The sequence below is a fragment of the Methylobacterium sp. E-065 genome (assembly GCF_022829605.1).
Lineage (GTDB): Bacteria > Pseudomonadota > Alphaproteobacteria > Rhizobiales > Beijerinckiaceae > Methylobacterium.
The window spans coordinates 79,325-101,609 of the sequence record NZ_JAKSYD010000188.1 but is presented as its reverse complement, the minus strand read 5'-3'; the positions used below and the strand labels follow the sequence as shown (position 1 = coordinate 101,609).

Below are 22,285 nucleotides of genomic sequence, written 5' to 3'. Positions count from 1 at the left end.
GGCGGCGGCACGGTGTCACGCAACTGCCGCGCGAAGACAAGAGCGAAGACAAAGGACACAGTGGCACGAAGACTTGGACCGGACCGCGAAACACGATCCGGTGCCCTGGATCGCGTCAATGCGCCGCCGCACCCACGGGCGCATCGCCCGGCACCTCCAGCACCGCCCGCAGGCCGCCGAGCGCCGCCTCCTCCAGCGTGAAGCGACCCCGATAGAGCGTGGCGAGATCCGCCACGATGGACAGGCCGAGACCGGAACCGGGCTTCGATTCGTCGAGCCGCCGCCCCCGGCCGAGCACGGCCTGGCGCGCCTCCGGCGGAAGACCGGGACCGTCATCCTCGATGGCGACGACCAAGTGGGGATAATCGGCTTTGGTCACAGCCTCCGCCCGGATCGCCACACGGGCATGGGCCCATTTCGAGGCGTTATCGACAAGGTTGCCGACCATCTCCTCGAAGTCCTGGCGCTCCCCTCGGAAGCGCAGGCCTGGCGGGACGTGGACGTCGTAGGCGATGTCCTTGTCGCGATAGATCTTGCCGAAGGTGCGCACGAGGCCGGCCAGCGCCGGCTCGACCTCCGTCGAGGTACCGAGCGTGCCGGCGAGCGCGGCGGCCCGCGCCCGGTCGAGGTGGTAGTTCACCTGATCGCGCATCACCGCCGCCTGCTCGCGGATCTTCTGGGCCAGTTCCTCCGGTGCGTCCGAGGCGCCGACCTCGTTGACGATGATCGAGAGCGGCGTCTTGAGGGCGTGGGCAAGGTTGCCGACCTGCGTGCGGGCGCGCTCCAGGATTTCGCGGTTGGTCTCGATCAGCAGGTTCACCTCGCCGGTGAGCGGGGCGATGTCGCGCGGATAGGTGCCGGTGATCCGGTCGGCCTCGCCACGGCGGACGGCGCCCAAAGCCGCGCGCATCTTCTTCAAGGGTGCAAGGCCGAACCGGATCTGCAGCAGGGTGGTGAGCGCCAGCGACAGGCCGAGCAGGCCGAACGTGATGGTCAGCGAATTGCGGAAGCGGTCGACATCGTTGACGATCTCGTCCGCCGGCCCGGCGACCCGGACCGTGTAGCGGCCCTCCTCGCCGAGATCGACGTCCCGCTCCATGATGCGCAGGAGGCGCCCGTCCTGCGCCCGGCCGTAGCCCTGGCGGATCTGCCCGACCCCGATCTTGCCCTCGGAATCGGTGGCGGGCGGCAGCGGCACGCCGACCAGCGAGCGGGAGGTGCGCACGTCCCGGGGCTTCGCATCGGGCTTGCCGACCTGCCAGTACCAGCCCGACAGGGGCAGATCGAAGCGCGGATCGCCCAGCGAGAAGGTCCGGCTCTCGGGATCGTTCGGCGAGACGAGATCGGTGGCGAGGTTGTTGGTGAAGACGAGCAGACGGCTGTCGAAGGCGCGCTCGGTGTTCTCGCGGTAGAGGGTCGTGAGGATCCAGGCAGCGATCAGCAGGATCGCGGAGCTCGACAGGAAGGCCGAGACGGCGAGCCGCACCGCGATGGAGCGGCGGCGCAGGGAGAAGAGGCCGATCAGGTCAATCACGACGCGGTCACCACGCGACCCGGTCCCTCAAGTACGGCCCCTGGCGGCCCGGCCTGCCGCCGCCCCGATCTGCAGCGCCGCTTCGTCCGGGTCAAGAATGCATGCCGGCTGCTCGGGGCGAGCCGGTTCCCCCATTCGGAGAGGGCCGGCCCACGCGATGAGCCTTCGTCACGGAAGGCGGCGCGTCGAAACCTCCTTCAGAAAGGCCGACGCCCCATGGGCGCCGTGCAGAGTGACGGCGCCCTCACCTCACACAATCGGAGACGTGAAAGACCGCGTTGGCTGCACGGGGGCAAGCACGACCGCATCGATGTACGGCCCGACATCGCCAGGGCTGAAAATCGTCAAGGGCGTGTCGTTCGTCTTCAGCGTGACCGGCAGGGTCTTCTGCCAGAAGCTCACCCAGCTATACGTGTACCTCAAGCGCGTCGATCCGACGAGATCATCGGCTTCCGAGATGGAGATCTTCAGATCCACGACCTGCGGATTGTACTCATGCTTGCCGGCAACCTGTGCATTCGAATACACGATCGTGACATCGTAATCGCCCGATCCGACCGAAGCGGGCCGGCTGATCTGAAGCGCGTTGGCCGCCCCGCCACCGAGACCGGTCACGTAGCCGCTGCCGGACACGTTGGAGCCGTCGGACTGCTTGACGGTCACGAACTTCGCGGAGCCCAGCACCTGCGCCTTCTCGGCGGAGACCCGATAGGCGTTCGCATCCGCCCCGGAGTTTCTCTTGGTCGTGAGCGTTTGAACGCGCAGCTCGGCAGATGACGTGAGAACGATCTCGTTGATCCCCTCCGTGAGATGAACGGTCAGCCCGCTCTGCCAGCGGCCGGCCTGGTCGGCAGAGGGAATCGGCAGATCACGCCCGTTCAGGGACAGCGTGATTGCCGCCGGCCCGGACGAGGACCACGCGAGCACCACATCGTAATAGCCGCGCTCGATCGCCGTCACGTAGAGATGGGCCGCCCCTTGATCCGGAAGCACCGCGTAGCCCGCGTCATCGATCCCCCAGTCCAGTTTCGATCCGCCACTCAAGCGGAAGGTGGTCGACGGGTATTCGGTGACCTCGCCATCGCCGAGGTATTTGAGGAACAACTTGTCCAGGGTTATGTCGGACCCGGGCAGCTTCGAGACCCCGTCGGAACTCGCCCGGATGGACAGCGTATGCTCACCGGCTGTCAGCACGACGGACCGCTCGGCGCTGCCCCGGTAATTCCACCGATCCGTGGTCGTCAAAGAAAGATCCGCCGCGTATTGAATGAGCCCCTGATCTTCTCCATCCACGAACAGGGCATGCCGCCCGGGCGTTCCGGGTGTCGATCCGATCACCTGAAGGCGATACAATCCGTCCTTCGGAACGGTGACCTTCCAATCGAGCCGCGATCCGGGATCGTTGAACTGGCCGACATCGCGGCCGCCGGACGCCAGGAACTGCCAGCCATTGGACGCGGTGGGGCTATGCGAGAAGACCTTGGCGTTCGTGATGGAGAGGTTTTCCGCCTCGGCCGAGATCAGCCACGTCTGTGAGGAGAACGACTGGACCACATCACGCAGTTGGGCCGGCGTGATCAGGATCTGATAGCCGGAATACCGGTCGCAGCCCGGAACGGTGAGGCTGAAACCGCCATTCGTGAGGTCGATCTTCCGCGCGGCCTGGATGACCCGCGGGGTTTCCGAGAGTCCTTCCGTGCCGCAATGCACGACCTGCCTGACCTCGATGTCCACGCTGGTTCCGAACAGGGCCGTATCCAGCCCCGTGACAGCCAGCGCGACATCGCCATCCTGGCCGCCCCACAGGATCGTGGCTCGCCGGTTGTCCGTATCGATGGCACCGATCGCCCGAAGCATGTCGGCCGTCTTGGCGGACGGCGTCGTCATCTGAACGGTCTCGCTCCCGTCGAGATCGCCATACCACTTGAACATCCACCAACCGCCGTTGGCTCCCGCCGGCCGCGCGGTGTTGTCGGACAGATTGCCGGCATAGTTCCAGTAGGCGGCCTGAGCATCGATCTTCGTCTGCTCGAACAGGGACATCCACTGGATGAGCTGGCCCGGAACGCTCATGTCCCGCAGCATGCCGTATTCGGTGATGTTGATCGCGATCGGCGAAATGCCGAGCGAAGTCTCGACAGCGCGATACTCCTGATAGTGAATCGGATAAGTCTTCAGATTGTCGACCCCCAGCTCGTGCCAGATGAAGACATCTGGAAGACACTTGTTGTCGCGCGCGAAGGTCAGCAGGTCGGTCGACTGGTCCTTGCGCCACTGCGTGTGGGCGGGGCCGCCGATCCGCGCATGGCCGAGTCCGTGGCGAGCCCAGACGGCCTGGATCTTGTCGTAGGCCGCCTTCCAGTCGTCCAGGAACTGCTGCTTCATCTTGGACCAGTTCGCGTACCAGTTCCCGCCATCGGGCTCGTTGAACGGAACGAAGACGTAGCGCTCGGGACGAGCCGACTGGGTGGCGACCGCTTCGGTCACGAACTCGATGACTTCGAGATAGTCCCAGACTCCGTTCGCAGTCTCCGCGAATGTCCCGTCCTTCAGGTTGTAGGTCCGGGTATCGCCGGGGCGCACGCCGCCGTTGTAGGCCCAGTCCGGGTAATAGTCCTGAATGTAGATGCACATGTCCTTGCCGTAACCGGCGAAGAAGCTCTTCTCGACTTCCAGGACATCGCCCGACGGGTGCTGGGTTCCGTACGGGGCCTTCTGCGAGGCGTTGGTGATGTGCGCCCCGTTGATCAGGGCCTGCGTCGGGACGCCGTCGTCGCCGAGACCGTAGAGGAAGCCGCTCGCGCCGCCACGGAAGGCTCCGGTTCTTGCTTTGTTCCAAAAATCGGCCTTCACGGTATTGTCTGACCCGTCGCTCGTCTGAGCGTGCGTGGTGCTATCCGACATGTGGACCTCCGGGTGATGGGGGGTCGCCCCTGCCATACCGCTTCACGGGCCTGGCTCTTCTGCCGACGACAAACGGCTTTGCCGGCCGCACCTTGCGGTGGGCCGGTTGTCAGGAACGCGTGTCGTCGATCAGAACTGGGAGCCGCTTGAGGGACGCCCGCAGCACCGTCGCGTGCCGGGGGAAAGCGCCCGGTCGCGGGCGCTCCATGAGAGGCTTTGATGATCAGATGCGCAGGGCTTCGCCGTTCGCGGTGAAGCGGTGCAGATGCGCCCGCTCGGGGACGACCATCACCGGGGCACCGCGGTCGATCCGGAATTCACCGGTCACACGGGCATTCACGGTCGCACCCTCGTTCAGCCGAACATGGACGAACGTGTCGGATCCCAGGTGCTCTGAGAGAGCGGCGATGCCGGGCAGCCCGTCGGCCGTGCCGTTGCCGGCAGCGGGCACGATCGTGAGATGTTCGGGCCGGATCCCGATGACCGGGGCGCCCAGCGCGTCCGCCGCCGGGCCGCGGAGGATGTTCATCGTCGGCGAGCCGATGAACTGCGCCACGAACAGGTTGGCGGGCGTGTTGTAGATCTCCAGGGGCGAGCCGATCTGCTCGATGCGGCCCTTGTTGAGCACCACGATCGTGTCGGCCATGGTCATGGCCTCGACCTGATCATGGGTGACGTAGATCATCGTGGTGCCGAGCTGCCGGTGCAGCTCGGAGATCTCGATCCGCATGCCGGCCCGCAGGGCGGCGTCGAGGTTCGAGAGCGGCTCGTCGAACAGGAACGCCTTCGGCGCGCGGACGATGGCCCGGCCGATGGCCACGCGCTGGCGCTGGCCGCCCGACAGCTGGCTCGGACGGCGCTCGAGAAGCTCGGTCAGGTTGAGCCGGCTCGCCGCCTCCGCCACCTTCCCGGCGATCGCCGCCTTCGGCACGCCGGCCATCTTCAGCGGGAAGCCGATATTCTCCGCGACGCTCATATGTGGGTAGAGGGCGTAGGACTGGAACACCATGGCAAGGCCGCGCTCAGCCGGCGGAGCCTGGCTCACATCCCGCCCGTCGATCTCGATCGTGCCGCCGGAGATCTCCTCCAGACCGGCGATCAGGCGCAGCAGGGTCGATTTCCCGCAGCCCGAGGGCCCGACGAAGACGACGAACTCACCACCCGCGATCTCCAGATCGAGGGGCGGAATCACGGTCTTTTCGCCGAACGTCTTCGAGACCTGCCGCAGGCGGATGGACGTCATCGCACACCGAACCCTTTGACGTTGTTCAACGATCCGCGCCGGATCAGCCCTTCACCGCACCCGCGGTGAGGCCGGTGATCAGGAACCGCTGCACGTAGACGAAGCCGAGCGCCACCGGCACCGCGGCCAGCACGGAGGCGGCGGTCAGCGAGCCCCAATCCGTCTGGTGCGATCCCTTGAAGAGCATGATGCCCGGCGTCAGCGTCCGGCGGGCATCGTCGTTGATCAGCACGTAGCCGAACATGAACTCGTTCCAGGCGGCGATGAAGGCGAAGACGGCGATCGCCATCAGGCCCGGGAGCGTCACCGGCAGGAGGATGCGCCGGATGAAGCCCAGGCGCGAGCACCCGTCCATCGCCGCCGCCTCCTCCAGCTCGCGCGGGACGGCATCGAAGAAGCCCTTCAGCATGAAGCTGGCGAGCGGCACCATGAAGGTGGAGTAGACGATCACCAGCGCCGCGTAGGTGCTGAGCAATCCCATGTCGCGGATCAGGACGTAGAGCGGGATCAGCAGCAGGACGCCGGGGATCATCTGCGAGACGATCAGCCCCCCGGTGACGATCTGCGTCACCGACAGATACGACCAGCGGCTCATCGCGTAGCTGGCGAAGACCGAGAGGCTGACGGTCAGGATCGTCGAGGCTCCGGCAACGATCAGGCTGTTGCCGAAGTAGATGAGGAACGGGCTCTCCAGCACGACCGCGCGGAAGTTGCTCAGGGTCGGGCTCGCGATCCACAGTGTCGGTGCCGTGCTGAAGACCTCGGCGGCCGGCTTGAACGCCGTGTCGAGCATCCAGAGGAACGGGAAGACGCAGAACGCCACGAAGAACACGAGCACGAAGCCGGTGGCGAGCCCGGACAGGGTCCGGTGACGTGCGGAGACCACCATGATCAGCGGGCCTCCCGCGCCCGGACGACGAGGGCCTGGACGAGGAAGAGCGTCGCCATCGCGGCCATCGACAGGGTGGCCAGGGCGCAGGCGAGGCCGACGTCGAACTCCTGCATGGCGTAGCGGTAGATCAGGATCGGCAGCGTTTCCGTCGCGTCGAGCGGACCGCCCTGGGTCATCACCCAGATGAAGTCGAAGTTGATCGCGGTCCAGATCACGTGGATGACGATCAGGGTCAGCGATACCGGCCGCAGGTGCGGCAGCGTGATGACGAAGAAGCGCCGGACGATTCCGGCGCCATCCAGCGCCGCGGCTTCGTACAGGTCGTCCGGGATCGACGTCAGCGCCGCCAGCAGGCTGATCGTGTAGAAGGGAAAGCTGCGCCAGACATTGACCAGGGTCACCGTGAGCAGAGCGGTCTCGCTGCGTCCGAGCCAGTCATGGGGTTCGGCCAGGACGCCCATACGGACCAGCCAGGCATTCAGGACCCCGTAATCGGGATTGAGCAGCCACGCCCAGTTCACGCCCGCGATGGCGATCGGGATGACCCAGGGCAGGATGATGAGGCCGCGCACCAGGGCACGCCCCCGGAACGGTTGGGCCAGCGCCAGGGCGGTGGCGAGCCCGCAGGCATATTCTCCGGCGACCGACAGGATGGTCCAGACCAGCGTATGCGTCAGCGCCGGGAGGAAGTGCTCGTCGTCCAGCACCATCCGGAAGTTGTCGAGACCCGCGAAGCCGCCGACCGTGGCATCGATCAGGCTGGCATGGTGCAGGCTGTTCCACACCACGCCGGCCAGTGGGGCGGCGATGAGGGCCGCGACCAAGACCGCGACCGGGGCGAGGAAAGCGCAGGCGGCCCGGACCCGCGCCGACGGCCAGAAGACGCGTCGGGCAGCGCGTCCGATGCCGGCCTGCGGCCGGGACGCGATCGATCCGGTTGCCATATCCATGGTTGTCACGCCCGCGCCTCCCCGCGCCTGGATCCCGAGAGCCGAGTTCGGCGGTTATTCCGAGAGTTGTCCGGAGCGTTTCAGGCTCTTGTTGATGGCTTGCGCAAGCCAGGCCGCGACGGCGGGTGGCTTCTCGCCCTTGAGGAGCACGCGCCCGAGGGCGGTCTCCATGTCGCGCGGGATCGACCCCAGGACGATCGGCGGGAAGGCGATGCCGATCGGCACCAGATCCGTGAACGGCTTGCCCCAGACCGGATCACCGGTCACGTCGGAGCGCGGCGAGCGATCCGGGAACACCTTGGTCTGCACGTCCCGGCTCAGCAGGAAGGTGGCGAACTTCCAAGTGGCATCGAGGTGCTTGCCGGTGAAGATGTAGAGCGGGGCGATCTCGAAGAAGGTCGCGGCCGTTCGTCCGGCCGGCGGCGGCGCCACGGCGACATCCCGCATCGTCTGTGGATTCTGGTCGATGCGGCCCTTCATCCAGGAGCCGTTCATCACCATCGCGTACTGGCCGAGGGCGAAGTTGGTGTCCTCCTCCTCCCAACCCCAATTGGCCGATTGCGGCGGGATCGCCTTCTCGGAGAGCAGCCGCCCGTACAGCGCCAGCACCCCGGTCGCCCGTTCGAGGTCCTCGGGCGCCTCGGCCCAGGTGTTGCGGTATTTCCCGTCCGGCATCCGCTTGGCGATCTCGACGCCGTTCTGGCCGAGGTAGGTGAGCAGCTCCTGCGGTGCGCGGGCCCCCTTGCCGACGATGCCGAAGCCCGGCTTTCCGGTCTTGGCCTGAATGGCGGCGGAGGTCTGAACCAGCTCGTCCCAGGTCTTGGGCGGCGCCGCGATGCCTGCCGCCTTCAGCGTATCGGCATGATAGAGCAGCGCGCGCAGCCCAAGATAGTTGGGCAGCGCCCGCAGCTTGCCGTCGATCGTCAGATTCCGGACGACGTTGGGATACAGCGCGCCGAGGTCGGGCCAGGTCTTGGCGTGGGCGCTGAGGTCGGCCAGCACGCCCATCTTGTTGAACTCGCCGAACCACTCGCTCAGGCCCCAGGCGATGTCGGGGGCATCGCCGCCCGCGAGCGCCGTCACCAGCTTATCGTGCAGGGCGTCGTAGGCGATGACCTGCGTCTTGACCTTGATGTCGGGGTTGGCGGCCTCGAAATCCACGATGGCTGCCTGCGCCGCCTTGGCCTCGGCCTGGAGCGGGTCCCACGCGACCCAATAGGTGAGCGTCGTCGGCTCCGCGCATGCGGGTCCCGCGGCGAGCAGCGGGAACAGGGCTGCCATCGCCAGCATCTGGCGCCTGAAGATCCCCACGGTCTTCCTCCCTCGATGTGTTTCTTGTCGTTGACGGCCGGGTGGATGCTCCGCCCGGCCGTTGTCTCAGGCGACGATCTGCTCGTCCGGCGCGACGGTCTCGTTGCCGGTGCGCTGCGCCGTCCGGATCTCCTCGACCGACCGGACCGGGAGCCGCGCGGCCCCGGCCCAGTCCCGGCGCCGCACCGTCGCGTTCGCGAGCCGCCTCTTCGCGCCCTCGATCGCCCCGGCGTATTGCGGCAGCCACGCGGCCTGGGCGACGACCATCTCGTCGACCATCTGCCAGACCTCGTCCGGCGTGCAGACCGCGCCCACCAGCGGATCGTTCAGCACGGCCTGCTTCAGCAGATCGAGATCCCCGGTCACCGCGGCTTTGACCGACATCCGCTGGACGTTGATCGACGCGATGCAGGGCGCCGCGCAGGCATCCGACAGGGTGAGGCCGGCGACCATGTTGAGGCCGAACCGATCGACGAAGCCGGTGCTCTCGACGATCGCGTCAGCGGGTAGATTCGTGATCAGGCCATTGTTCTTGACGTTGAAGTGGCCGCGATAGACCCGCCCGGTCTCCAGTGCCTCGATGATGTAGCTCGCGTGCTCGACGGTCCTGCGGGCCGGGTCGATGAGCCGGCTGGAACTGGCGAGATATTGCGGAAACTCCTGCTCGAACCAGTTCCGGCCCTCGGTGCAGACCCGCAGGTAGCCCCCGGTCTCGCCGTGGATCCAGTCCGATAGGTCGATCCAGCGCTCGATCTCGTCGGGGCGCTTGCGGTACCAGGGCAGATACTCGGACAGGTGGCCGTTGGACTCGGTCGAGTAGACGCCGAAGCGGCGCAGGACGTCGATCCGGACCTTCTCCTGCTTGGAGATGACCGGATGGCGCTCATAGGCGGCCAGCAGTTCCTCGGCCGACACGCGCCGGCCGTTCCAGCGGATGTCGACGTACCAGGTCTGATGGTTGATCCCGGTGCAGACGTATTCGATCGCGTTCGGATCTTCGGCGCCGAGAACCTCGGCGATCTGCTTCCAGCCGTGCTGGATGCCGTGGCACAGGCCGATCGTATCGACCCCGCCGTGATCGATCGCCGCCCAGGTGTTCATCGCCATCGGGTTGGCGTAGTTCAGCATGCGCGCCCCCGGCTCGGCGACCTCGCGGATGTCCTTGCAGAAATCGAGGAGTGCCGCGATCGACCGCTGCCCGTACAGGATGCCGCCGGCACAGATCGTGTCCCCGACGCATTGGTCGATGCCGTAGCGGAGCGGGATCCGGATATCGTCCGCGAAAGCCTCCAGACCGCCGATCCGGGTGCAGTTGATCACGTACCGGGCACCGGCCAGCGCCCCCCGCCGGTCCGTCGTGGCCGAGACTTTGGTTGGCAGCCCGTTGGCGGAGATCATCCTGTTCAGGATCTCCGAGATCATGCCGAGATTACGCGCGTTGATATCAGTAAGAGCGACCTCGATATCGTGCAATTCAGGAACGCACAGAATATCCCGCACCAATGTTCGCGTAAAACCGACGCTCCCCGCGCCAATGATCGCAATCTTGAAGCTGGCCATCGTGCCCTCCCACGGCCCGCAACACCTGGACCGTGCACAGAAATATTCTTGTTGCTGTGAGATAACGCTACGCCCGGGGCTCGGGCCGTGGAAGAGGAAATTGGAACCTTCGCGGGTAATTTTATGCTCGAAGCGCTGGAGCAGGCGGGGCCCTTCCGCAGAACCATCTCGTTCCCGCACCGGCATGGCGGCTTCCACGTCATGCCGACGAGCGCCGGGCACGAGCGGGCGCAGCCGGGCGCCTACGATTGGGACGGGCTGAAGCGCGGGCAGACGCCATTCTCCGTCCTGCAGCACACCGTGGCGGGCCGGGGGCGCCTGCAATACGAGCGGCGCCTGTGGCGGCCCGAAGCCGGGCAGACCATGCTGGTCTCGATCCCGCATACCCACCGCTACTGGATCGAGCCGGGCGAGGAGTGGTCGTTCTTCTGGATCGCGATCACCGGCCGGGAAGCCCTGCGGCTCAACCGGGCGATCCTACGCGTCGCCGGGCCGGTCTTCCGCCTGCGAACCGAGACGGTGGATGCCCTCGCGGCCGTCTGCTCGTCGCTGCGGGTGCCCCTGTCCGGTGCGGGACAAGCGTCCAGCTTGGCCTATCAGGCGATCATGCTGGTCTACGACGATGTGATGGCCCGCGAGGCGCGGAACGACGCCGCGACGGGCAACGAGTCCGTCGATCGCACCATCGCGTTTATCCGCGCGAATCTGGGCAGTGCACTCGATATCGACACGCTGGCGGCGGTTGCCGGCGTGAGCCGGTCCCATTTCAGCCGCCTGTTCACCCGCACCAAGGGTGTCGCACCGGCCGAGTTCGTGGTTCGGCAACGGATGGATCTGGCAGCCCGCCTGCTGGCCAACGGTCAGCTCAGCATCAAGGCGGTCTCCAGCGGGTGCGGGTATCCCGATCCCAACTATTTCGCCAAGGTCTTTCGGCGCGTCTACGGGATCAGCCCGACCGAGTTCCGGAGCACCGGGATGTACGCGGTCCCCGGCCGCGAAGACGGGCAGACGCCTCTGTGATCAGTCCGGCTCCGGGCTTTGGACCGGCCGCCGACGCCTGCGCGCATGAAGACCGCCGGCATCGTGCCGGGGTCCGGCGCCCCGCTCAAACCCGCGCCGGCGGCTGGTTGGGATCCACGAGGTAGCCGAGGCCACGCACCGTCTGGATCAGGTCCACGGCGAGCTTCTTGCGCAGGCGCCCGACGAACACCTCGATGGTGTTGGAATCCCGGTCGAAATCCTGGTCGTAGAGGTGCTCGGTGAGCTCGGCCCGGGACACGACCCGACCGGTATGGTGCATCAGGTACGAGAGCAGCCGGTATTCGTGGCTCGTCAGCTTCACCTGCGCGCCGTCGACGAAGACCTTGCCGGAGCGCGTATCCAGGGTGACCGGTCCGCAGGCGATCTGGCTGGAAGCGTGGCCGGCGGCGCGGCGCAGGAGCGCGCGGACCCGGGCCATCAGCTCCTCCATGTGGAAGGGCTTGGTGACGTAATCGTCGGCGCCGGCATCGAAGCCGTCGACCTTGTCGGACCAGCGGTCCCGGGCGGTGAGGATGATCACCGGCGTCTTCACCCCGGCCCGGCGCCATTTCTGCAGCACCGTGACGCCGTCCGCCTTGGGCAGGCCCATGTCGAGGATGATGGCGTCGTAAGGCTCGCTCTCGCCGAGATAGCCGCCCTCCTCGCCGTCATAGGCCTTGTCGGCGACGTAGCCGGCCTCCTCCAGGGCGGCGACCACCTGCCGGTTGATGTCCTTGTCATCCTCCACGACGAGCAGACGCACGGTTCACTCCCCTCCGAAACGATCTCGGCGCCCGCTTAATATTGCCCAGCCACACTGCCGGTGCGCGCGTCCACGATGACGTGCACGAAATGACCGTCTCGGCGCAAGGCAGTCAGCATGTAGACGAGGGTGTCCTCATGACGGCAGAGGCTCGCCCGCTGGATCTCGGCCCGTGGAATCACCGACCGGGCCGCCCGGATCGCCGCCACGGGGGGGATCACCCGGCGCTCGCCGACCTCCTCGCGCATGTCGGCCGGCGAAAGGCAGGTCTCGATCCGAAGCGGCGCCTGGCCGGAAACTGCGCCCGTCTGCGGGGCCGGCCCATCATCGGCCATGGAGCCGAGGCCGCCCGCGGCGAGGGCCGCGGCAGTCAGGCCGATAGCAACGAGGGCGATGGCGTAGCGCATTGGTAGGAGATGTGGACCGGGGGCACTGAATGTGCCCTGAATACATGGCCGTTGACGTCCCGCGGCGGGCGCGTCGTTGGGTAGGCGTAGGGCTGGACATCGGGGTGCAAACGGCATCGTGCCGGCACTACGGCTGAGGTCGCGCCCGGTTCCCCCGCGGCGCACGCCGAAGATTCCCCGCGTCCGGGGGAAGGTCCGCGGCTCCGTGTCCGACACGGGGCGCAATTTGTTGCTGGACCGCGGATCCGCTTCCGGAGTAAGGTCCTCGCGAAGTTGATGACCGGTTCATAATAACGCTTCAGGACCCGGGGGCGGTACCCGGCGCCTCCACCAGAAGCATCCTGCCCTCGATACCACACGGGGTCAGAGCGAGCGTCCGGCATTGCGGACAGCGCGCTGCCAGGATGCTTCTCGTGGGGGTGAAACAGGTTCGACTGGGCGGTAAAGGGATCGCGAGTTCTGTCCTGCTTCGGCAGGGTAAGATGCGACTTTCGGTAAGGACTCGACCGGTTTGGCGCGGGCAACCCCCGTTCCAGGCACCTGACCAAAACTCTAAATGCCAACGACAACGTCGGCATGGAGATGCGCCTCGCGGCGTAATCTTCCGGGGCGTGGGCACGCCTAGCAACAGAACCCGGGGCTTCGGCCCCGGGGCCCGCTTTTTCCTCTCCGAAAATGTCCGAGGACACTCGGTCGATGCACCCGGCCGTGCATGGCTGCCTGCGCCGTGACGGATCCGGCGCGCATCGCGCCGTATTGCCGAGAGCATCCCGAACGGCACGCTGACGGTTGGTGCTTCGCGAGCGATCGCCTCACGCCCGCACGCGTCCGAACCTCAAAGCTCTGCGCCAACAGGTCCCGCGGCAGCAATCCGCGTTCGGGACAGCTCCGCATTGCCTCTGCTGGCTATTGAGTTGAGGCAAGGCATTGAACCCAGCGCGATGTGAGCGATTGTATTGTCATGGAGGATGCCATGACAGCAATCCGAACCGTGATCGCCGCTTCCTTGGTCAGCACCCTGCCAATCGGCGCGGCATTGGCGCAGACCGATCAAACGAGTACTGGCGGCGGCGCATTGTCGGCAGAGAAAGTAGCCAACACCACCGCAGTTGGACAGACCAAACCACCGAGCCGCGATGCCAGCCCAACATCTGTCACGCCGATCGAGCGCCCGACGCCGAGGCAGGTCTTAGACGACGCGATCTCCACCAAGATCTGCGTCGGGTGCTCTACCGAGCCCGCGCCGCCAGATCCGCTGTCCTTGCGGATCCGTCCGTCCGTCACGCCGGAACGGCGCGATCGTCCGTTCGACGAGCGCGGCGGCCAGCGCGATGCGGGCCTGACCTCGGTCGCGCCTCAGCAGCAATCGGATCTCGATACCGTCGCCCTGGCGTCCGCGCATCGCGAGCGCGCGGACTCTGTCCGAGAAAAGACCGCCGGACTCTGGCAATCCTGGTTGGTCTCCGTTTGCGAGGGCTGCGGCGACCAGAAGCCCACCAGGGCCCTCTCGGTGGGGGATTGGCCGAGCCGTTATGGACCCGCCACCACCGGGTCGATCGCCAACAAGACGGTGTCGGTTGCCGCGCGCCCTGATGCCAAAGCCGCAGCACCGCGCCCGCACGCCAGTCTCGAAGCGGATCTCTCGCCGGACAATATCGGCTCGATCCGGCGTATGCCGCAGCGGTGACGGGGGCGTTCCGCGTCAGGGCGCCCGTCCAAATGGCCCAGGCGTTCCGTCGCCTCGCGTTTCGGCGCGACGGAGCGAGCCAGGCCGCGGGGGTCTAGCGCCCCGGAACAGGGGACGAAGCCGGAGGGTTGCTCCTTCAGTCCAAGGAGTCGAACATGCTGACAGGTAGCCTACTGTGGCTTTTGGGAGTGCCGATCCCGGTCCTCCTGTTGATCTGGTTTTTCTTCCTGCGAGGCCGATAGCGGAAAGGGCCGAGCCGTGAAACGAAACGGCTCGGCGACTTCAGCGTCAGGACTGCGTCTTGAGGTAGGCGATCACGTCGTTGATCTTCTTATCGTCCGTATAACCTTGGAAGATCATCTTGTTGCCCGGCACCTTGGCCTTCGGGTTCTTCAACCACTCGTGCAGGTTGGCCTCATCCCAGGTGATGCCCGAGTTCTTCAAAGCCGCTGAGTAGTTGTAACCCTCATAGGTGCCCGCTTTGCGCCCGACGACGCCTTTCAGGTCGGGACCCACGCCGTTCTTCTGGAAATTGTGGCACGCCTTGCAGGGGGCGAACGCCTTCTCGCCCGCGGCCGCATCCCCGGCCTCCTGAGCCTGCACCGCAATCGGAAGCAGGGCAGCGATGACGACGCCAAAAACAACTGAACGCACAGAACGCCTCCCGAAACTCAGCTTCCTATGCCGAACGATTCCAAAGCTTGGCATAGTGAGGGGTTAGACGTTGGCGCATCCGACTTAATCCAACTCCCGGCGGCGCGCTGAGGGGTCGGTGCCGGAGGGCGAAGAAAAAAACCCCGCGCGGGGGCCGCCGGCGGGGCTGGGAAGGTTGCGTTCACGGAGATTAGACGCCCCGGCGACCGCTTTAATCCGTGGCCCGACCCCTGATGGGCGGCACCGGAGGCCGGCAGCCTCCCGCGCGATACGCGCCCATCCCAAATCCGTTCAGTGCCCCGTCGTCAGCCCGACCTTGGCCAGCACGATCCCCCCGAACGCCAGCAGCGCCGCCGAGGCCAGCCCCCAGCCGATCCGGTACAGCGTCCGCACCTGCCCGTTCACCTCGGCCAGCCCCTTCGCCGCGTCGGACTTCGCCCCGTCCACCGCCTTGTCGATCCGCCGCTCGATCTCGTCGCGCGCCACGAAAAGCTCGATGTCGCGCCGGTAGGCCACGCCCTCCAGCTTCTCGTCCATCCGATCGAGCTTGCCGCCGAGCACGTCCATCTGACGACCGGTCGCCTCGACGCGCTCGATCAGGCGCCCGATCCATTCGGGCAGCGTGTCTACCATGGCCCCGCTCCTTCGCGCGCTGCCCCCCGCCCGCGGAGCTCGCGTCCGCGGTACAGTCTCGTCCGTCATCGGTGCGCTCCCGCGGCTCTCGAGGCTCACCCCTTCGGTCCCACAACCTGCGGCACGATCTTGTCGACCGAGCGCGCCAGCATGTAGGCGCCGATGCCCACGGTCAGCAGCGACCACAGCTCCGCCGGCACGCCCTTGAGCGCCGTTACCACCTCGACCTGCAGCCCGAGCATCGGCGCCACGACGCCGACCCAGGTGATCATGGCCAGGGCCCACAGCACGGTGATCGGCCGGGCGTTGCGGGCGAGCGGGCTCTCGGAGCCGGCATCGGCCTTCATCACCTCGGCCATGGCCCGGCTGAGGTCGCCCTGCTGGTCGATCAGGGCCTTTTGCAAGTCGAGCTGCACCTGCAGCCGCTGGCCCTCGTCGGGCAGCACACGCGCCAGGATCGGGCCGACGGCGCCGAGCAGCGCGGGGAGGATGGCGAGGAATCCCATGGTCAGGCACCCTTCTGCATGTTGTGACGGACCGCCTCGCGCAGGCGCAGCCACCAGGCGGTCGGTTGCGGGCTCGACGCGGCGGGTGGAAGCGCGGCTTCCAGGGCGGCCAGGAAGCTTCGGTGGTAGGCGGCGATCCGCGCACCGTTCTTCGCCCCATCGCCGTTGACGATGGCCCGCGCGCCCACCGGATCGTCGGTCGGCTCCCCGAAGTAACGGCCGAGCGTGTGGCCGGGCCGGAACAGGCCGTCACGGGCGCCCAGCACCAGGATCGCCGCGCTCGTCGCCGGCACGAGCGCCAGATCCGGATCGCCCACGAGGTCGAGCCTAAGCAGCCGGCCGAAGGTCCGGTAGTTGGCAAGCCACGTGAGCTGGCTCGCGCCGCGGCCGTAATAGACCCGACCGTTCACCGGCGTGCCGTAGGCGTGGCCGCGCCCGAGGCCTTCCTCGCGGATCGAGAGGTCGAGCCGGCACTCGTGCCACGCGGTCGCCAGCGTGTAGGCGATCGGGCGCAGGTCGGCGGGCCAGCCCAGCCGTTCCCAGGCGTCGAGGAGCGCGGAGAGCCCGTCGACCTCAACCTGCGCGAGGTGCGGTCCGCATGGTCCGGCGGCGCGGAGACGGGCGAAGAACGTCGCCCGCACGAGCGGTGCAGTCATGGCATCCTCACGATGGAAAGAGCGGCCGCGCAAGCTCGTCGGGGATGGCCGCGCGCCAGCTGGGCGGGAGGAGGCGCAGGGCCTCAGAAGGGCGCGTTGTCGCCGGCCGACCGGCTCACAGCTCCGCGCTGGCAGTCCAGGCGACCGGGCAGTAGTCGCCGGCGGCTCCCGCCGCCCCGAACCAGACCCGCAGGTCCTCCGGGCTGGTCGCACCGAACACGATCGACCCGGTGTAGCTGCCGCTGCCGTCGTTGGCGGCGACCACGGTCGGAACGGCCCGCATCCCGGCGATACGCAGGGGCACGACGCCGCCGCCGAATGCGCCGGAGGCGTTCGCCCGGAAGAGGATGAGGGTTCCGGTTTGATAGTAGCGCTGACAGCGGCGCATCTCGTCGTCCCGTCGCTCGAACGCGGTGGCCATCCTGCCCGGTTCGAGCTGCGCGAGGCTCACGGTGCCCGCGGTGAACTCGACCACCGTGTTGGATCCAGCCGTCAGGGTGGTGGACGTGCCGGAGCCGGCATAGGCGGGTAGGCTGGAGGCGCCGGAGGGATAGACGCGCCCGGCGGCCGTACCGCGCCAGGACAGGGCGTAGGGACCGCCCTCCGGCAGGGAGAGGCCGCCCTCGATCACCTGCACGAGCGATCCGGCGGTGATCGTCACGGTCACGTCGCCGTTGCCGGCAGTGGCGAACGACAGGGTGGCGCCGTTCGCCCCCGCCTTCCACCGGTCCACGCTGTAGGCACCGGCCGCGTAGGCGAGCTGCGATGCCGACGCGTTGCGCTGGTTGATCGCGAAGCTGCCGTTGATGAGGCGGTTGCGGAAGGCGAGGCCCCGGGCGGCGATGAAGGCCGTGGTGGCAAGCTGGGTGGAGGCATCGCCTGGGGCGGGCGTCGGCGCCGTCGGGCTCGCCGCGAAGGCGACGACGCCCGTGGCCGCCGAGGCGGTGAGCGCGGTGGTGAAGGCCGCGCCGTCCGGCGAGGTCTTGAGGACGAAGTCGTCGCCCCCGAGGGTGCCGAACAGCGCCCGGGCCGAGTAGCCGGTCTGGAACACGAAGCCCGCGTCTCGCGCCGCCGCCTTCTTGTTGACGCTCACCCGCATGTCGCCGGAGCCGGGGGTGACGTCGTCCCAGCTCAGCAGCGCCGCATCCGCCTTCACGGCGAGGCGGTTGACGCTGTCCGCCTCCGTGTTGATCCCAAGACGGCTCAGGCTCTGGACCATCGTGAGGGTGCGTCGGACGCTCGTCCAGGCGGTGCCGTCGAAGATGTAGAGGTCGGCCTCGTCCACCACGTAGGCGAGCCAGCCAGCCCGCGGGACCAAGCCGGCCCAGACGCCATCGGCGTAGTGCACCACCTGGCCCGCGAGCCCGGCCCAGGCGCCCCCGGGGTTCGACGTCACCACGAGGTAGCGGTCGCCCTCGGTGGGGCTCGGCGGCGGTGCCGAGAGATCCTTGTCCAGGCAGGCCAGCTGGATCACGGCGTCGAGGAGGCCGAGCGCCTCGTTGTGGGTGACATGCTTCTGCGCTTGGCTCGCCGCGATCAGCGGCAGGCCGAGATGGGGCGTCACATCGGACATGGGGGCTCCCTGGGGTCAGGCCGAACGGACGGGGATGCGGGCCCGGCAGGCGGGACCGGGACCGGCGACGGCACCGATCTGCACGACGGCCATGTCGAGGCTCCGCTGCGGGCCGCCAAGATCGGCCGTCTCGTCGGCGTAGAGGAGCTGCTGAGCGTCGGTCCGGAGCGTGCGCAGGGCCGCACCGCTGCCCGCGAACAGCGTCACCGCGTAGGCCTCCGGATCGTCCAGGGGGATCTCGGCGGGCTCCCAGGCATCGCCGTCGCGGCGTCCCCGCCGGATCCACGAGAGCAGCACGCCCTGCGGCGTGCGGCGTGCCCGCAGGTGGACCGGCCGCAAAGGCCGCAGGGCGCCGAGCCCGGCGGTCGCAGTCAGCTCCGTGAAGGCCGGGTCGCCCGGATCGCGCCCCGCCGGCCCGATCCGGTAGCGGAACCCGCGGCCGACCGCGTCGAGCCGGTCGACCAGCGGCACCACCGCGCCGTCGTCGAGGCGCACGATCAGGCTGCCGGCAGGCGACGTCCGGCCGGCGGCGTCCTCGCTGCCGGCGAGCCCGCGCAGGAGCCCCGAGAGCCGGTATGTATCGGTCCCGGTCAGCACGGCCTGCGCCGCGCCGAGCAGTTCCACGGCGCCGTCCGGTCCGATCAGCGCGAACAGGTTGCCGCCGGCCAGCATCGCCTGCTCGCCGATCGACGCGAGCGCCCCGCCCCGCCGCAGGGTGACGTCGAGGTGCCGGTGCCGGTCGATCCGCCAGAGCGGTCCGGCGGGCAGCGCCGACAGGGTCCGGCCCAGGCAGGCGGGGTAATCGACGAGCCCCTGGAGCGCGAGCGGCCCGGCTCCCTCCGCCCGCCAGATCGCGGCCGCCCCGAGCCAGGGCTCGGCCGCCACCGCGAGGTATTGCAGGATCGTGGGGCTGCCCCGATCCGCCGGCAGGTCGAGGGCCAGAGCCAACGGCGGCCCCGGGAAGGACGGGGGCGCCACTCCGGTCAGCGCCATGCTGCGCGGCAGGCCGCGCCCCGGCCCCGCCCGGGGCGGGACGCCGCTCGCCTCGATCCGTCGTCCGGTGGGGGCGTCGTCGATCCGGTCGATCTTGCGCAGCACCGTGCCGCCCGGCACGTCCGCTGGAACCGCCAGGAGGTCGCCGGGCTCCAGCTCGACCCGGCGCGGGCTCAGTGTGAAGACCGCGCTGTCGCGGGCCGCGATGATCCGGTCGAGCATAGCCTCGGCGAGGCCGTCGCCGGTCTCGCGCCGGGTGACGATCGCGGCCTCGATCCGGGTCTCGTGTCGCCGCTCGCCCACGGGCCGGACGGCCGACGCCGTGGCGCGGCGGTAATCCGGGCTCTCGGATTCGGTGAGGCCGAGCGCGACCGAGCGCGGCAGGGCGCTCTCCTCGGCCCGGACCTGACGGAGCACCGGCTTCTCCTCGGAGAGCCGGACCAGGTCGGCCTCGTCCAGCACCAATGGCCGGTCCCGGCGCGGCCCGCGCAGGTGCAACCGGCCCGCCACCGCCGAGACGTCGAGCCCGTAGACTTGTGCCAAGGTTTCCAGGGCGCCCCGCGCCGAGAGCGGCCGGTCGAGCACGTAGCCGTCGAGATAGGCCGCCGCCTCGATTGCGACCGGGGCGTCGAAGCCGAAATCGGCCAGGATTCTCAGGACAAGCAGGTCGAGGTCGCAGCCCTCGATCCGCCCGGTGATCCAGTGGCCGACCCGCCAATTGCCGATATCGGCCCAGACCCCGCGCACGGTCGGGAAGGCCGGATAGGGCCGCGCGTCCCAGGCCCAGATGAAGATCCCGGCCGGATCGACCATCCGCCCGCCATAGACCGGCGAGACCGGGTTGTCGGCCTCCCGGAAGCCCGGCACCGCCGGGTCGAACCGGGCGATCGCCGCCTCCAGGCCGCGGAGCTGGATCAGCTCGTCGCGAAGCGCCCGGGATTGCGGCGGGAAAGCATTCTCGACCGATTTCGGATCGGGGAAGACGTTGGGCCCGTTCGTGCCCTTGTCGACCGCCGGGACGCCGAGTTCGGTAAGCCAGATCGGCTTTCCCATCGGCACCAAGGCGGTCGCCCGGGTCTCGACGCCGCCGTCGCGCTCGACATGCGGGTTCGACCACCACGCCACGAGGTCCTTGACCCGGTAGATCCAGGCCTTGCCGATAGCGCCGTCGGTGATCGGAACGCGGTCCTGGGCGGCGCGGGCCGCTCCGTCGGGGTAGTACCAGTCGAAGGCTTCGCCGGAGCCGCCGCGCTCCTTGAGGTAGGCGCGGTCGTAGATGTCGCCCGCAGCTGCGAGGTCGGCGTGGTCCGGCTTGTCCCGCCAGTCGGAGACCGGGGCGTACCAGTCGATCCCCACCGCCGCGATGTTCGGGTCGGCGAACAGGTCGTCGAGGGGGAAGCGGATCGTTGCGCCCCCGTCGAGGACATGGGCGCCGTACTCGGTCCAGTCCGCGCCGTAGACCAGGGCAACGCCGGGGCCCAGGCGTGCCCGCACGGCAGCCGCGATCGCCCGGAAGGCCTGCACGGCCGGGTAGCCGGCGGCGCCCCGCACCCGGGTCAGCCCGACATACTCGCTGCCGATCACGAAGCCCGCGATCGGCACGCCGGCTTGGGCCCAGCGGGCCGCGAGATCGGCGTAGTGCAGGATCTCCGCGTCGTAGCCGTTGGCGAAGAAGGCCGCGACCTGCGCGTCGGCAACCGACGTCCCGTCCGGACTCCCCGGGAGGCCGGGGGCCGGATCGCAGGTGATGCGGCCCCGCCAGGGAAAGGGCGGCTGCGTCGCTCCGGGCACACGCGGATCGGGCAGCCCGTTGCCGGCCGGCACGTCCATCATCACGAAGGGATAGAGCAGCACCTCCAGCCCGCGGCGGACCAGCTCGGCGACCAGCCGGGTCAGGCCGTCATCGCTCGGGGTCCCGCCATAGGCCGGATTGCCGTCCGGCAGGATCGAGACCACCTCGGCGTCCGCGCGGGTGATCCCGGCGACGCGCCAATCGGCCGGCAGGGCCTGCTTGTGCCGCGCCTCGACCTTCGGCACCACCCGGCAGGAACCGGCCCGCATATCGGTGCCGAACCACGTCGCCACCACGGCGACCCGCCGCAGGTTGGGGCAGAGCGCCTGGAGTGCGTCGAGCGAGGCGAGGACGTCGGTGGCGCGCTGGAGCTGGTGCCGGTTGGCGGCCTCGGTCCGGCCGAGGCCAAGATCCACGGTGACGAGGTCCGGGTCGAGCCCGAACTCGCTGGCGCCGGGGATCATCTCGACGGCGCGGATCCGGCCATAAAGCCCGTTGATGGGGCGGATCACCTCGAAGGCGAATTGCGGGATGCGGTTGCCGAAATCGGCGAGCGGCAGACCCTCGAACACGACGTAGGCGAGGCCACGATAGGCGGGCGTGGTTTCCGCACCCTCCTTGGCGACGATCAGCGGATCGGGCTCCTGGTCCGGCCCGCCGGTGTGGACCCGGATGGTGAGGCCGACCTGATCGATCTCCCGGCCGTCCGCCCAGATCCGGCGGATGCAGGCGATCTCCCCCTCGCACAGCCCGACCGCGAGGTTGGCGAAATAGCTGTAGCGCGTGGTGACGGTCTTCTGCCCGCTCATGCCTTTGGCGGGCGTGGCGGCGCGCTGCACCGTGGTGTTGGCGACTTCGAGCGGGCGCGTCGCCCAGATCAGGCTGCCGCCGATCCGGGCGCGTCCATAGACCCGCGGGATCGGATCGCCCTCCGTGGAGGTGAGCCCGGCGACATCGGCAAGCCGCGGCCCCGCGACGAAGCGGGTGTGCGGCCCCGAGCCGGACAACGCGCCGTCCAGCCCGGCGCCCGCGACGGCGCCCAGGGTGCGCCCGACGACGGCGCCGATCGGACCGCCGAGGGCCGTGCCCACCGCCGCCCCGGCCGAGGACAGGATCAGGGTGGCCATGGCAGGACTCCGAACGGAATAGACTTTGCGTCGATAAGCGAAGAGGTTCGCAACCGACTCAAAGGTCAGACGAGCCGATT

17 protein-coding genes and 1 other RNA gene are annotated in these 22,285 nt (G+C 68.4%); 3 read left to right on the top strand and 15 right to left on the bottom strand.

The genetic code is table 11. The annotated features are described in order from the left end of the window. Positions 1 to 115 precede the first annotated feature (115 nt). The 7 genes from MKK84_RS23345 to MKK84_RS23315 all read right to left on the bottom strand — a co-directional run bounded on the left by MKK84_RS23345 (position 116) and on the right by MKK84_RS23315 (position 10,394). Positions 116 to 1,534, bottom strand: coding sequence for a sensor histidine kinase (locus MKK84_RS23345; protein ID WP_243924169.1), 1,419 nt, complete (start codon positions 1,532 to 1,534; stop codon positions 116 to 118). A gap of 249 nt (positions 1,535 to 1,783) precedes the next feature. After that, complete coding sequence (locus tag MKK84_RS23340; RefSeq protein WP_243924167.1) at positions 1,784 to 4,438, bottom strand: hypothetical protein; 2,655 nt, start codon at positions 4,436 to 4,438, stop codon at positions 1,784 to 1,786. Positions 4,439 to 4,661: 223 nt separating this feature from the next. Further along, positions 4,662 to 5,681: an ABC transporter ATP-binding protein gene (locus MKK84_RS23335; protein ID WP_243924166.1), complete on the bottom strand. Its 1,020-nt coding sequence runs from the start codon at positions 5,679 to 5,681 to the stop codon at positions 4,662 to 4,664. A 43-nt stretch (positions 5,682 to 5,724) separates the two neighbouring features. Then, positions 5,725 to 6,570 (bottom strand): carbohydrate ABC transporter permease, encoded by an 846-nt coding sequence (locus MKK84_RS23330; RefSeq protein ID WP_243924165.1) that lies wholly within the window; start codon positions 6,568 to 6,570, stop codon positions 5,725 to 5,727. A gap of 2 nt (positions 6,571 to 6,572) precedes the next feature. Next, the gene (locus tag MKK84_RS23325; RefSeq protein ID WP_243924325.1) at positions 6,573 to 7,523 is read right to left on the bottom strand and encodes a carbohydrate ABC transporter permease; all 951 of its coding nucleotides are present in this window, start codon (positions 7,521 to 7,523) and stop codon (positions 6,573 to 6,575) included. A gap of 54 nt (positions 7,524 to 7,577) precedes the next feature. Further along, on the bottom strand, positions 7,578 to 8,834 hold the full coding sequence (locus MKK84_RS23320; RefSeq protein WP_243924164.1) for an ABC transporter substrate-binding protein: 1,257 nt from the start codon (positions 8,832 to 8,834) through the stop codon (positions 7,578 to 7,580). A gap of 66 nt (positions 8,835 to 8,900) precedes the next feature. Further along, complete coding sequence (locus tag MKK84_RS23315; RefSeq protein ID WP_243924161.1) at positions 8,901 to 10,394, bottom strand: alpha-glucosidase/alpha-galactosidase; 1,494 nt, start codon at positions 10,392 to 10,394, stop codon at positions 8,901 to 8,903. A gap of 87 nt (positions 10,395 to 10,481) precedes the next feature. On the opposite strand from MKK84_RS23315, the gene MKK84_RS23310 reads away from it, so the two are divergent. Further along, positions 10,482 to 11,414: an AraC family transcriptional regulator gene (locus MKK84_RS23310; protein WP_313899365.1), complete on the top strand. Its 933-nt coding sequence runs from the start codon at positions 10,482 to 10,484 to the stop codon at positions 11,412 to 11,414. An 85-nt stretch (positions 11,415 to 11,499) separates the two neighbouring features. Here MKK84_RS23310 and MKK84_RS23305 read toward each other — a convergent pair whose 3' ends face one another. Together MKK84_RS23305 and MKK84_RS23300 are read right to left on the bottom strand one after the other, a co-directional pair. Then, positions 11,500 to 12,177 carry a response regulator transcription factor gene (locus MKK84_RS23305; RefSeq protein WP_091717324.1) on the bottom strand — a complete coding sequence of 226 codons (678 nt, stop codon included), beginning with the start codon at positions 12,175 to 12,177 and terminating at the stop codon, positions 11,500 to 11,502. A gap of 35 nt (positions 12,178 to 12,212) precedes the next feature. Further along, positions 12,213 to 12,584, bottom strand: coding sequence for a PepSY domain-containing protein (locus MKK84_RS23300; protein WP_243924159.1), 372 nt, complete (start codon positions 12,582 to 12,584; stop codon positions 12,213 to 12,215). Positions 12,585 to 12,840: 256 nt separating this feature from the next. On the opposite strand from MKK84_RS23300, the gene ssrA reads away from it, so the two are divergent. Both ssrA and MKK84_RS23290 read left to right on the top strand, forming a co-directional pair. After that, positions 12,841 to 13,217: a transfer-messenger RNA gene (gene ssrA / locus MKK84_RS23295) on the top strand. A gap of 340 nt (positions 13,218 to 13,557) precedes the next feature. Further along, complete coding sequence (locus tag MKK84_RS23290) at positions 13,558 to 14,271, top strand: hypothetical protein (RefSeq protein ID WP_243924157.1); 714 nt, start codon at positions 13,558 to 13,560, stop codon at positions 14,269 to 14,271. Between the two features lie 288 nt (positions 14,272 to 14,559). Here the strand turns inward: MKK84_RS23290 and MKK84_RS23285 are convergent, their stop codons facing one another. The 6 genes from MKK84_RS23285 to MKK84_RS23260 form a co-directional block, all read right to left on the bottom strand. Then, positions 14,560 to 14,925, bottom strand: a complete 366-nt coding sequence (locus MKK84_RS23285) for a c-type cytochrome (protein ID WP_243924155.1) — start codon at positions 14,923 to 14,925, stop codon at positions 14,560 to 14,562. Positions 14,926 to 15,216: 291 nt separating this feature from the next. Continuing rightward, positions 15,217 to 15,558, bottom strand: coding sequence for a hypothetical protein (locus MKK84_RS23280; protein ID WP_243924152.1), 342 nt, complete (start codon positions 15,556 to 15,558; stop codon positions 15,217 to 15,219). Positions 15,559 to 15,653: 95 nt separating this feature from the next. Beyond that, on the bottom strand, positions 15,654 to 16,064 hold the full coding sequence (locus MKK84_RS23275) for a 3TM-type holin (RefSeq protein WP_243924150.1): 411 nt from the start codon (positions 16,062 to 16,064) through the stop codon (positions 15,654 to 15,656). Between the two features lie 2 nt (positions 16,065 to 16,066). Further along, entirely contained in the window at positions 16,067 to 16,720 is a 654-nt protein-coding gene (locus MKK84_RS23270; protein WP_243924147.1) for a hypothetical protein, read from the bottom strand. Positions 16,721 to 16,835: 115 nt separating this feature from the next. Continuing rightward, on the bottom strand, positions 16,836 to 18,293 hold the full coding sequence (locus tag MKK84_RS23265; RefSeq protein WP_243924145.1) for a DUF2793 domain-containing protein: 1,458 nt from the start codon (positions 18,291 to 18,293) through the stop codon (positions 16,836 to 16,838). A 15-nt stretch (positions 18,294 to 18,308) separates the two neighbouring features. Continuing rightward, positions 18,309 to 22,205 (bottom strand): glycoside hydrolase/phage tail family protein, encoded by a 3,897-nt coding sequence (locus MKK84_RS23260; protein WP_243924143.1) that lies wholly within the window; start codon positions 22,203 to 22,205, stop codon positions 18,309 to 18,311. Between the last annotated feature and the right edge of the window lie 80 nt (positions 22,206 to 22,285).

What these genes read in the sequence shown, in the direction of transcription:
- MKK84_RS23340 (WP_243924167.1), bottom strand. Translation starts at nt 4,438, where the DNA reads ATGTCGGATAGCACCACGCACGCTCAGACGAGCGACGGGTCAGACAAT.
- MKK84_RS23335 (WP_243924166.1), bottom strand. Translation starts at nt 5,681, where the DNA reads ATGACGTCCATCCGCCTGCGGCAGGTCTCGAAGACGTTCGGCGAAAAG.
- MKK84_RS23330 (WP_243924165.1), bottom strand. Translation starts at nt 6,570, where the DNA reads ATGGTGGTCTCCGCACGTCACCGGACCCTGTCCGGGCTCGCCACCGGC.
- MKK84_RS23325 (WP_243924325.1), bottom strand. Translation starts at nt 7,523, where the DNA reads ATGGATATGGCAACCGGATCGATCGCGTCCCGGCCGCAGGCCGGCATC.
- MKK84_RS23315 (WP_243924161.1), bottom strand. Translation starts at nt 10,394, where the DNA reads ATGGCCAGCTTCAAGATTGCGATCATTGGCGCGGGGAGCGTCGGTTTT.
- MKK84_RS23300 (WP_243924159.1), bottom strand. Translation starts at nt 12,584, where the DNA reads ATGCGCTACGCCATCGCCCTCGTTGCTATCGGCCTGACTGCCGCGGCC.
- MKK84_RS23290 (WP_243924157.1), top strand. Translation starts at nt 13,558, where the DNA reads ATGACAGCAATCCGAACCGTGATCGCCGCTTCCTTGGTCAGCACCCTG.
- MKK84_RS23280 (WP_243924152.1), bottom strand. Translation starts at nt 15,558, where the DNA reads ATGGTAGACACGCTGCCCGAATGGATCGGGCGCCTGATCGAGCGCGTC.
- MKK84_RS23275 (WP_243924150.1), bottom strand. Translation starts at nt 16,064, where the DNA reads ATGGGATTCCTCGCCATCCTCCCCGCGCTGCTCGGCGCCGTCGGCCCG.
- MKK84_RS23270 (WP_243924147.1), bottom strand. Translation starts at nt 16,720, where the DNA reads ATGACTGCACCGCTCGTGCGGGCGACGTTCTTCGCCCGTCTCCGCGCC.
- MKK84_RS23265 (WP_243924145.1), bottom strand. Translation starts at nt 18,293, where the DNA reads ATGTCCGATGTGACGCCCCATCTCGGCCTGCCGCTGATCGCGGCGAGC.
- MKK84_RS23260 (WP_243924143.1), bottom strand. Translation starts at nt 22,205, where the DNA reads ATGGCCACCCTGATCCTGTCCTCGGCCGGGGCGGCGGTGGGCACGGCC.